The sequence below is a fragment of the Acinetobacter sp. YH01025 genome, assembly GCF_013420185.1.
Classification (GTDB): domain Bacteria; phylum Pseudomonadota; class Gammaproteobacteria; order Pseudomonadales; family Moraxellaceae; genus Acinetobacter; species Acinetobacter indicus.
On the sequence record NZ_VOYR01000012.1, the window covers coordinates 92,068 to 102,675 of the forward strand.

The 10,608-nt window shown below is 48.6% G+C and carries 9 protein-coding genes; 2 read left to right on the forward strand and 7 right to left on the reverse strand.

From position 1 onward, the window contains the following. The first annotated feature begins 61 nt into the window (after window positions 1-61). A complete protein-coding gene (locus FTT89_RS12275) occupies window positions 62-2,782 on the forward strand; it encodes a DUF2339 domain-containing protein (RefSeq protein ID WP_180006956.1) in 2,721 nt (906 codons plus the stop codon). Window positions 2,783-2,824: 42 nt separating this feature from the next. Here FTT89_RS12275 and FTT89_RS12280 read toward each other — a convergent pair whose 3' ends face one another. Together FTT89_RS12280 and FTT89_RS12285 are read right to left on the reverse strand one after the other, a co-directional pair. After that, a complete protein-coding gene (locus FTT89_RS12280) occupies window positions 2,825-3,748 on the reverse strand; it encodes a mechanosensitive ion channel family protein (RefSeq protein WP_016659510.1) in 924 nt (307 codons plus the stop codon). Between the two features lie 9 nt (window positions 3,749-3,757). Next, a complete protein-coding gene (locus FTT89_RS12285) occupies window positions 3,758-4,561 on the reverse strand; it encodes a hypothetical protein (RefSeq protein WP_373684733.1) in 804 nt (267 codons plus the stop codon). A gap of 124 nt (window positions 4,562-4,685) precedes the next feature. On the opposite strand from FTT89_RS12285, the gene gspE reads away from it, so the two are divergent. Next, window positions 4,686-6,173 carry a type II secretion system ATPase GspE gene (gene gspE / locus FTT89_RS12290; RefSeq protein ID WP_104472732.1) on the forward strand — a complete coding sequence of 496 codons (1,488 nt, stop codon included), beginning with the start codon at window positions 4,686-4,688 and terminating at the stop codon, window positions 6,171-6,173. A gap of 37 nt (window positions 6,174-6,210) precedes the next feature. Here gspE and FTT89_RS12295 read toward each other — a convergent pair whose 3' ends face one another. The 5 genes from FTT89_RS12295 to FTT89_RS12315 form a co-directional block, all read right to left on the reverse strand. Then, window positions 6,211-6,600: a DUF4951 domain-containing protein gene (locus FTT89_RS12295; protein ID WP_168399188.1), complete on the reverse strand. Its 390-nt coding sequence runs from the start codon at window positions 6,598-6,600 to the stop codon at window positions 6,211-6,213. Between the two features lie 92 nt (window positions 6,601-6,692). Beyond that, a complete protein-coding gene (locus FTT89_RS12300; protein ID WP_180006957.1) occupies window positions 6,693-7,517 on the reverse strand; it encodes a carbon-nitrogen hydrolase family protein in 825 nt (274 codons plus the stop codon). Between the two features lie 24 nt (window positions 7,518-7,541). Next, a complete protein-coding gene (gene gigB, locus FTT89_RS12305; protein WP_005182525.1) occupies window positions 7,542-8,063 on the reverse strand; it encodes an anti-anti-sigma factor GigB in 522 nt (173 codons plus the stop codon). Between the two features lie 114 nt (window positions 8,064-8,177). Further along, the gene (gigA, locus tag FTT89_RS12310; protein WP_104472728.1) at window positions 8,178-9,146 is read right to left on the reverse strand and encodes an RsbU family protein phosphatase GigA; all 969 of its coding nucleotides are present in this window, start codon (window positions 9,144-9,146) and stop codon (window positions 8,178-8,180) included. Window positions 9,147-9,250: 104 nt separating this feature from the next. Then, complete coding sequence (locus FTT89_RS12315) at window positions 9,251-10,168, reverse strand: VacJ family lipoprotein (protein ID WP_180006958.1); 918 nt, start codon at window positions 10,166-10,168, stop codon at window positions 9,251-9,253. Window positions 10,169-10,608: the final 440 nt, after the last annotated feature.

A 10,608-nucleotide genomic window follows, 5' to 3' on the forward strand; every position in this document is an offset into this window, starting at 1 on the left:
TAAAATAAGCACTGTGCAAGTTGTTGTATGATCAGCACAATTAATAAAGGAATAAAACAAGATGCTGAGAGGGCAGAGCGAAACCCGCATGATCTGGTTGATGAGCCTGATGATTGTCGCCATCAGCGCGTGGTTTTTATCATTTCCACTGCTGACCTATGTCTGTGGTTTTGCGCTGCTGATGAGTGTCATGCACTATGTCGATGCTATTCAGCAACCGGCCCAGGCGCTAGGCGAACAAAGGTTAATTGCATTTCGTGCCACCTCCAAAGTGCCGCTGTATCTCTCCTCGATTATTGCCGTGGTCGGTGGGCTGCTGGATTGGGGCTGGATGATTGCCGCTGGCGCTGCGGCCTGGATTTTCTTTTTTCTGCGCTGGCTTCGGCGTCTGGAACAGTATTTGGGTCAGATTCAACAGGCCCAGCATTTTTTGCCGCAGCCGGCTTCTTCGGTACAGTCGGACATACCGCCTTTACCGTTTAGTGCAACAGCTGAAGCTGCACCAGCGCCCGCTCCCAATTTAGTCCAGCAAATCAAACACTGGATTTTTGAGGGTAATCCGGTGCTGAAAACCGCGATTTCTATTCTGGTGATCGGCATTATTCTGCTGCTGCGTTTTGCCACGGAACATTGGCAGCTGAGCCTGGCCACCAAACTGGCCATGGTCGCGCTGAGTAGTGCTGCCGTGACCGGACTGGGTTATCGCTTGCAGCAGCGCAATCGCAGTTTTGCCCTGGGGCTGGAAGGGCTCGGGCTGGCAGCCTTGTGTCTGACCTTATTCTTTGCCTATTACAATGCAATAATTCCAAACTTGCTGATTGCCAGTGGCTATTTTCTGCTACTAATGGCCCTGACGTTATGGCTGAGTTTAAGACAGCAGTCGGTTGAACTGGCGTTAATGGCCATGGTGATGGCCTATCTTGCACCATTTACCTTACCGGTGCGTGATGCAACTGCACCGGAATTTATTGGCTATTATCTAGTGATTAATATTGCGGTGGCCGTGCTCAGCAGCCTGCGACCGTGGAAGTTTCTGAATCAGATTGCTTTTTTAATGACCGTGCTGGTCGGTGGCAGCTATGCCTTTGTGCATGGCAGCGATGCTGACCGCGACCTGATGACCGTGCTGATTCTGGCACATGCCGCTATCTTTATCTGGCTGGGTTTCCGTTTTAGCCAGTTATTGGCACAGCAGGATTTAGACAAGTTTAAGCTTAAACCGGCGCTGGATATTGGGCTGATTTTTGCTGCACCGTTGCTGGCCTATAGCAGTTTATATGTGCTGCATTTCCAGGACACAGCCTGGCAGGCGGGCCTCAGTCTGCTGTTTGCACTGCTGTTCGCCGTGTTGTACCGATTGTCCAGACACCATCAAACGGTACAGCTAATTGCGCACAGCTATTTAAGCCTGACCTTAATTTTTCTGGCCTTAATTCCGCCGATTTTATTACCAGCTGAAAAAAGTGTTATGGGCTGGGCCATTGAAGGCCTGCTGATTTTCCTGTTGGGGCTGGTGCGGCAGTCCAAAATCAGTCTGTATCTGGCCATGGGCCTGCTGGTCGTGGCGGGGCTGTCGAGCCTGTACTATCTGGTGGAGCTGATTGTATTTCCACGCGCCATGTTCTGGGTGCTGTGCCTGAGCTATGTGGGCGTGGTATTGCTGTCCAATAGCCGGCTGCAATTTCAGCAACAACTTAGTAGCAGTATGATTGGCTTTCAATGTCTGCTGATGTTGCTGGCGACCACCATGCTGCTGGTGCTGCTCCAGGATGAATGGTCCGGCGAGCTCAGTGCGGTGCTGAGCCTGCTCAGCCTGAGTCTGGCCTATTGGGTTGTGAATGAAATCCTGTTACGCCGACAGGCCGGGGTGGCCTGGTTATTCAGCAAATGGTCGGGCCTGGTTCCCTTGCTGCTGTTTGCGGCAGGAATTGTCATGCTGCGGATGCAGCAGGGTAGTATTGTCTGGGCATCTTTCAATGAGCGGCTGTTGTTTGCCGGAGCTAGCATCATCCTCAGTCTGCTCTGGTTAAGGCCGCTTTTAGGTGTACGAACCGAAAAAGAATGGGTCAGTGCCGGTACTTTACTCAGTCTGCTACTGACCAGTCTGACTTTATTACCGCAGCAACCGTATATCAGTATGGTGATTTTACCGCTGCTGTTTTGCGGCTGGTGTTACTGGCAGGCACAGCCCGACTGGCAGATGTTCTGGCAGGCCCGAAGCAGTTTGCTGTTGATGCTGGCCTGGATGATCTGTTCGCAGCTGTTAAGCCAGCAGGCGTTTCATGGCTATCTGCTGCCCATCTTAAATCCTTTTGATCTGGTCAGCATCGCCATGCTGGTCGGCTTTTTATGGATGCTGTCGTTACAGGTTAAGGCCGGGCTGGACCGCAGTATGGCCGCAGTGTTGATGGTGCTGAGTTTATTGTGGCTGAGTAGCTATATTGTGCTGCGTGGCTTGCATGTCTATGTGGGTACACCGCTGAATGAATTGGCGCTGTGGCGTAATGGCACGGTACAACTGAGTTTGACTTTACTTTGGGTCAGCCTGGCATTTGTTACCATGAGCTGGGCCAGTCGCAAACAGCTGTGTTCGGTCTGGGTCCTGGGCGGCAGTATTCTGGTGGTTGTCAGCTTAAAGCTGGTGCTGTTTGATCTGTCGCATATTGGCACTTTAACCCGGGTGATTTCCTTTTTAGCCGCCGGTGCGGTGATGCTGATTATTGCCTATATTGCGCCAATGCCCGATCCAGAACAGCCAGTTGAACGGTCACCCTCTGAATAGAAAAAAGCCTTCTCTTGGTGGAGAAGGCTAATATTAAAAAATCTATTTTAAATCCGGTTCACGTTTCAGGGCTTTTTCATTGGCATATTGATCAATCTCTGCATTTTCCAGCGGTCGAGACAGCGGATGATCGACAAAGCCCATTTTCGGTACCGGAATTTCAATCTGGTTATCGACAAAGCCATTACGAATCCGTTCCTGCATTTCATCACGTACTCGCAGGAAATTTTCCTGCTGGCACCAGATCGCAAACAGCAGTTCAATTGAGGATTCACGGAAGGCAGTTACTGTCACCGCAGGTTTCGGATCGGCCAGCACCAATGGATATTTATTGGCCACATCCAGCAGCACTTCACGCACCTTGATAATATCTTCATGGAAATTAATGGCCAGAGTAATTGGAATCCGCCGGATCGGGAATTTGGACAGGTTGTGTACTGGCGCCCGAATCAGCTGTTCGTTCGGTAAACGCACATACACGTTGTCCTGGGTGAGCAGTTTTACCGAGAGCAGGTCAATCGAAATCACTTCACCTTCTACGGTATGACCACGAATGAGGGTAATCTGGATGGTGTCGCCCACTTCAAAGGAACCTTCACCAATCAGGAACAGACCGCTGATTAGGTTGGAAGCCGAAGTTTGTGACGCGAAACCCAACGCCACGGTTAAGATACCGGCTGCACCCAGGAAGACACTAAGTTTAAAGCCGGCTTCTTTCAGGCTGGCCATCACAAAAATCAGGAAAATAAAATAGAAAATCCCGCGACGCCAGACCAGACTCTGATGCGCATTAAAGCGTTTACCAATGGTGCGGATAAAGGCATTAGAGACAAAACGCGCCACCAGAAAGCCTAAGAAGCACAGCACCAGCGCCACCAGAATTTCAGTCAGGCGCTCGGTGTTGATATTGGTGAAAATCCCTTTCAGGCTATTGGTAATTTCTTTAGGGATATTGGAATCGGCCATGTCTACTCCCTAGAAGAATGAATCAAACATATTAAATAACGCCCCCGCGGTTTCACGTGGCGGATGCACATAAATCACTTCACCGGCATGCGGTGGGGTACGGTTTTCAATTCGTACCCGTGGTGGCCGGTCAGAGCCTTCGTGCAAGACTTTAATTTGGGAGGTCCATAAACGTCCGGTACTTTCACTAAAAAATAGCGGCAGTGCCGGCACCGGTACATTCATCCGGTCAAAGCGCAATTGCTGGTTGCTGATATTATGAAACTCGATAGGCGTAATGGCACGAAAAGCGCGCGGGCGTAGCTGGTGCAGCTCGGTCCGGCCATCCACCGCGGTGGCATAACAGATTTCGCCATAACGGTGATTCGGTCCAAACCAGGTATCTTTGGGCAAAATCACCGGCAAATCAAAAATCGGCTCGCGCTGACCATTGACAAAACCGGCAATCCATAACGGGGTACTAATGTACAGCGTGCCACGCTGGCCAGCCGGAATATAAATCGGATCGACCGGTTTAATCACCACCGACCGATCTGCCAGACGCGGCATCAGCTGGAGCTTGTTGGTGGTCGATTTGAACATGTAGCGTTCAATTTTCACTGGCTGCGGAAAGGAAAAATTCGGGTCATTGATGCGATGCCATTGCTGTTCATAGTCATATTGCACCTGCGGACGATGATATTCCAGACGCCACTCCTGCATGCCGCGTGTTAAACGAAACAGCAGGGAGCCAAATTGCCAGGCTTTGGGCTGATGCAGCTCAAACTCGTGTTCGCCCCACCATTTTAAATCGGGCAATTCATCATGATTCAGTAATTCATTCGGATGCGGCAAGGGCGTCTTCCTTTCAATTTAAAACCCTAAAAAACAGACTTCACGCTGTCATAAGCTTAGAGTACACTCAAATGAGATTTTTTCATCATTATTATAATCGCTGATGCAAGTACTTAAACAATTACAAATTCCCTATAGTTTTGCAAAACGCCATGGCGTGCTGATTCGCTATGAGGGGGATCATGCTTTTATCGTGCGCCGTGAAAATACGCCGCTGCTGGCCATTCAGGAAGCACGCCGTTTTCTCGGGCATCCGGCCCAGTTCCAGTTATGTACCGATCAGGAATTTCATCAACTGTTAAGCAGCAGTTTTGCCGGCGATACCGGGGAATCACAACAGGTTGCAGCAGGCCTGGAAGATCATCCGGATTTACTCAGTCTGGCCGACTCGGTGCCTGAAGCCGAAGATTTAATGGATCAGGAAGATGATGCGCCCATTGTCCGGCTGATTAATGCACTGCTGTCCGAAGCCATTCGGGTCGGTGCGTCGGATATTCATATTGAATCGTTTGAAAAACGCTTATCGGTGCGTTTGCGGGTAGATGGACAATTACGTGAAATTGTACAGCCGCGTCGTGAGCTGGCGCCGTTACTGGTATCGCGGATTAAAGTCATGGCCAAACTGGATATTGCTGAAAAACGCATTCCGCAAGATGGCCGTATTTCGCTGCGCCTGGCGGGCCGTGAAGTCGATGTGCGGGTCTCAACCTTGCCATCTTCGCATGGTGAACGGGTGGTAATGCGTCTGCTGGATAAACAGGCCGGACGGCTGAACATGACCCATTTGGGCCTGATGCAAAATGATTATGACCGGCTAAAACAGCTGGTACATCGTCCGCATGGCATTATCTTGGTGACTGGTCCAACCGGTTCGGGGAAAACCACCACCTTGTATGCAGCACTGTCGGACCTGAATGATGGCTCGAAAAATATTCTGACTGCTGAAGATCCGATTGAATATCAGCTGGAAGGGATTGGGCAGACTCAGGTCAACACCAAGGTCGATATGACTTTCGCGCGTGCTTTAAAAGCCATGCTGCGTCAGGACCCGGATGTGGTGATGGTCGGGGAAATCCGTGATCTGGAAACTGCAGAAATTGCGGTACAGGCTTCGCTGACTGGTCACCTGGTATTATCGACCTTGCACACCAATACTGCGATTGGCGCCGTAACCCGTTTAAAAGATATGGGCATTGAACCTTTCCTGCTGTCCAGTTCCCTGATTGGTGTGATTGCGCAGCGTCTGGTCCGAACCTTGTGCGCGCACTGCGCCACCTGGCATGATGCTGATGACTTTGAAAAAGAACTGTTTAAACCTGTCAGCAGTGCAGAGGTATTGCGCCTGCCGAAACCGAAAGGCTGTGAGCAGTGTGCGCATACCGGATTTACCGGTCGGACCGCCATTTATGAAATTGTGCCGGTAGATGATCACATGCGTCGCCTGATTCATGGCAATGCTGCAGAGTATGAACTGGAAAACTATGCGCGCCAGCAATCCGGTTCGATTCGTGAAGATGGTTTGCGTAAAGTACTGGCCGGTAAAACCACAGTCGAAGAAGTGTTACGTGTCACCAATGAAGCGGCAGACTAGCAGAGCTGTAGAGCCTGTTTAAAAAAATCGTCAGTCCCTACCACAGGCTGACGATTTTTTGCATTAAGAGGGCGCGTAAGGGTGCCGTCGGATTGCCGGGATTGCGCTGGCTTTCATGAGTATAAAATGCCTGCCAGGCCTGCACCATCTCCAGGGTTAAACCTTGAATTTGCATCTGATGCACATCGGCAGCTGTGATGGAATCTAAACGCCCTTGCGCACCTTCCGGGCCGCTGCCCCAGCCAATCAGTCCCTGTCCAAAGGCCGGAAGATTCATCTGATTCGGTGTGGCTGGAACCGGCAGACGTGCCATCTCCGGATTGACCTGAGAATAAACCACAGGACGCATTTTTTCAGAAATACTCAGCTCGGCCAAGGCCAGTGTCGAGCACAGCAGCCCCAGACTGGTGATCACGATTTTAAACATCAGGATAATTTGTTGTTGAAAATAAGAATCATTATTATATGCAAGTTGAAAGCTTACGTCGATAACAATATCAGCGAGATCAAGGGAAAGACTTAATAATTGACTAACACGCGATGCTGCATTAAAGGCATTGACTCGCGTACCTGTTGCTGTTCTTTCAGGTCAAATTCGACTGTAATCAGTTGCGCGCCTTCGTCCTGCACCATGGCCAGTAATTGTCCACGGGAATTGGTCGCACCAGAATGACCCCAGGTTTGACGTTTTTCGCCGTGCCAGCCTTGCTGGGCAGCACCTAAAACCTGACACTGACTGTCCATGGCACGTGCTTGTAGCAGCAGCTGCCAGTGCATCTGGCCAGTGGTGTAGGTAAAAGCAGAAGGTGCTGTCAGAAGATTGGCGCCTTGTGCACGCAGTTTTAGCGCCAGTTCCGGGAAACGTAGGTCATAGCAGACCATCAGGCCAATATTGCCAAATGGGGTTTTGGCCACCACAACGTCTTGGCCCGGTTCAAAGAATTTGGATTCCTGATAACCCCCGACGGCATCACCCACCTGTACATCAAACAGGTGAATCTTGTCATAACGGGCTTCGGTTTTTTCCGGACTGATACACAGGCTGACAGTACGTACCCGGCCATCTTCAATGACTGAACCATCCGGGCGGAATGGACACGGCAGGGTACCCGCCACCAGCCAGATTTGATGCTGACGGGCCAGTTGTTCCAGACGTTGTTGAATAGATTCAAACTGGGCTGCAGTTTCGCGCTGCTTGCCGGCAGCAAAACAGATAAAATTTTCAGGAAGAACCAGCAGTTCACTGCCGGCGGCTTTACTCTGCTGAATCAGCTGCTCGACTGTGTTGAAATTGGCTTCAATATCATTTTGCGAGTTCATCTGTGCAACAGAAACGAAAGTCATGCAGGCATTCTCCCAAACTGAAAATTATACGTTTTGCTGATTAGACACCTGTTCCAAGTTGTCCTGTTCTTTTTGTAGCTGTTTGACCAGGGGTTCAAACATATTCTGGTTGCTGTCGTTGAGTTTCATCAGGGTTTTATGGGCATCCAGTACGGTCGAGAGCATATTGCTATGCGTCACATGCTCTTCAATCAGGGCACGGGTGCAGACACTCGGATCGCCACAGTAATTCAGAATCACAAACACCTGCCCCAAGCCCATGCTATTGGCCAGTGTGGTGATGTCTGGATTGGTCGACAGCATGACCGCCTGAATCTGATGTACCTGTTTAAGTTTTAGCCCGAGTTTTGCCAAAACACCCAAAACAGTACTGTCAATAAATGTGGTTTGAGTTAAATCGACAATGGCGCCGACCACATTGGTTTGCTGTTCAATTTTACTGAGTAGTTTGTCTAAACTGATACAAGATTGGGCACGCACTTCGCCGATCAGCTTGAAAATATGCGTTCCATCCAAACTTGCGTATTCAACATGACCTGTTGACATATAAATGCCATTTGCAGAGAAGGATAGATAAAATTATCCCATAGGGACACCACAGACTCAAGTGTCTGCTATGGACATAAGTCTAAGGATGGTTTTAAGTGGTTGATTAAGTGATTAATTCAGTCGGCACAAACTGAGGATGGCAATATCGTCGGCCACGTGTTCTGGCGCTTTAAAGGACTGATTCTGCAAGTGATAGACCAGTTGTTCAAACTGTTCATTGAGTCCACCAACATAGGGTTCCAGCGCACCATCTGAACAGATAATAAAGCGCGCCTGACGTGACAGCACGCATTCATATTCTTCTACTTCCAGGTCTTCGGTCAGGCCCAACGGGAAGCTGCTGGTGTTTAAGATTTTCGGTGGCTGATTTGGCTCAAAGATAATCGCAGGCGGATAATGTCCGGCACTGGACCAGCGCAGCTGATGGGTTTCCAGGTTTAAAATCCCGCTAATCATGGTGATATGCTTTTCAATATTTTCCTGTACCAGCATCCCGTTCAGTTTTTTCAGTAACTCGCGCGGGGTTTTGGAGCGGCCATGAAAAGCCGCCATCCACGACGTTAATAAACTGCTGGTTACCCCATGTCCGGACACATCGGCCAGATAAAAAATTAGCTCTTTATCGCTAATTTTCCAGTAATCGAACCAGTCGCCAGATAAATAGGCGGAAGGCTGAAACAGGGTTTCAATTTCATAATTGACCAGTTCAATCGGGTTCGGCAGCAAACGTTTTTGTAACTCTGCAGCCGAAGGTAAATCACGACTGTCCTGATTGCGTTTATATTGCGCATCAATTTTAAGCAGGGCCTGCTGCGGTTCTGTCGGCAGTTTGCTCCAGATCCAGCCGGCCAAAGCGCCTTGTTCCCAGGCTTGCGATAGGGCCAGCCCTTCATCTTCAAAGCCCAAAACAATGGTCGGTAAATTCCAGCGATGGGTTAAATAATCCTGCACATCGGCAATGGCAATGATGGTCTGATCATATAGGTCGATGTCATCTATGCGAATCATTTGCACACTGGGCAGTGTGTCAATCACCTGATCTAGATAGGGAATATCACGTGTGGGCTGAATGAAATACATAAATGTAGAATATAATCCTATGCGCTTTAGGGGATAGATGTACTATAACAATCAATGAATTACTAGGGGAAGTTGAACTTCCCGCCAGAAAGAAGTATTACAAATTATTCAGTGAGCGGTGCAACTGAATCAAAGTTTTCTTCATCTTCGATGTAGTCGTCTTCGACATCTTCAATAAATGAAATGCTCTCGGCCTCTAAGCCTTTTTTCTCGGCAATTTCAAAGTTTTTACGCTGCAGGTAAATATCACGAATAGCGGCATAGCGATCCCCTTGTAACACCTGTTCTACATCCAGAATCTGGGAACGGGCATCAATGCCGCGTAAAGCCTGCTCGGTCCAGTACAGTCCATCATGATCTTCTAGAATGTATTTTTGTGGACGGGCCTGACTGTCAACCAGACGGCCAAAACCATCACGGAAGGTACTTGGGCCAATAATCGGCAAAACCAGATACGGGCCAGACGGCACCCCGAAATAGCCTAAAGTAGTGCCAAAATCTTCATCTTCGGTTTCCATTCCCAAACGACGGGCCGGATCAGCCAGACCTAAAGTGGTGATGGTATTTACAGTAAAACGGCCCAGCGTTTTTGCTGCTCTGAGCGGACGGCCCTGAATCAGCTGGTTTACTGCATTCCATGGTTCACCCAGGTTTTTACGGAAGTTACGATAAGAACCACGCACATCGCCAGGAACTTTTTCTGTATATTGCACAGCCAGCGGACGGGCGATATTGCGGTCTAACACATCATTTAAGGCATAGACCTGACGGTTTAAAGGTTGTAGTGGATCTTTAACACTTTCCGGTTGTGCGGCATTGGCATTCACTTTCAAATCTTGTGCTTTAATATTTTTCAGCTCTTTTAAGGATTCAAGGCGTGAAGGGGCTTTGCTGGTTGCTGCAGATGAGTCTGCTTCTGCTGTGGTGCGGGTAGAACTGTCTACTGCAGATTCATTGGCAAAAGCAGGGGAGGCCATCCCTAAAGTCAGCAGGCTAATCCATACATATTGTTGTTGACGCATAAAAGATCCTAGTGCTTTGAATACTGAAAGCAAAAAAGAGAAAGCAGGGTCATTCGACCCAGCGCACATTTTAAGAGAGTATTTAAACACTTTTGGCCGAAATTTATAGCTAAAAAAGGTAAAATGAATAAAAAATAATCGGATGATTAAATTTTTTTATCAAAGGGCTTGCAAGCGTAAATATTTCGCCTATAATGCACATCCATCGGCGGTGATGTTGATAAAAACTTGTTGATAAACAAGGATTTAGCTAAAATGGTTGAGTTCTGGTTTAGGTGGTAAGTTTAGAAATAAAATCAACATTGTATATTGTATGTTGACTTTCTAAAAATAGAGAGTAATATAGCCGACCTAGCTTGATGCTGACGAAGCATCGAGAAGATCATTAAGAGATTATGAAGAACAACTTGTGTGGATTTTTACTGGTTGATTAATCGAAT

Bases quoted from the DNA above. Each gene is read 5' to 3' on its own strand.
- FTT89_RS12275 (WP_180006956.1), top strand. From the start codon at position 62: ATGCTGAGAGGGCAGAGCGAAACCCGCATGATCTGGTTGATGAGCCTG.
- FTT89_RS12280 (WP_016659510.1), bottom strand. From the start codon at position 3,748: ATGGCCGATTCCAATATCCCTAAAGAAATTACCAATAGCCTGAAAGGG.
- gspE (WP_104472732.1), top strand. From the start codon at position 4,686: ATGCAAGTACTTAAACAATTACAAATTCCCTATAGTTTTGCAAAACGC.
- FTT89_RS12295 (WP_168399188.1), bottom strand. From the start codon at position 6,600: ATGTTTAAAATCGTGATCACCAGTCTGGGGCTGCTGTGCTCGACACTG.
- FTT89_RS12300 (WP_180006957.1), bottom strand. From the start codon at position 7,517: ATGACTTTCGTTTCTGTTGCACAGATGAACTCGCAAAATGATATTGAA.
- gigB (WP_005182525.1), bottom strand. From the start codon at position 8,063: ATGTCAACAGGTCATGTTGAATACGCAAGTTTGGATGGAACGCATATT.
- gigA (WP_104472728.1), bottom strand. From the start codon at position 9,146: ATGTATTTCATTCAGCCCACACGTGATATTCCCTATCTAGATCAGGTG.
- FTT89_RS12315 (WP_180006958.1), bottom strand. From the start codon at position 10,168: ATGCGTCAACAACAATATGTATGGATTAGCCTGCTGACTTTAGGGATG.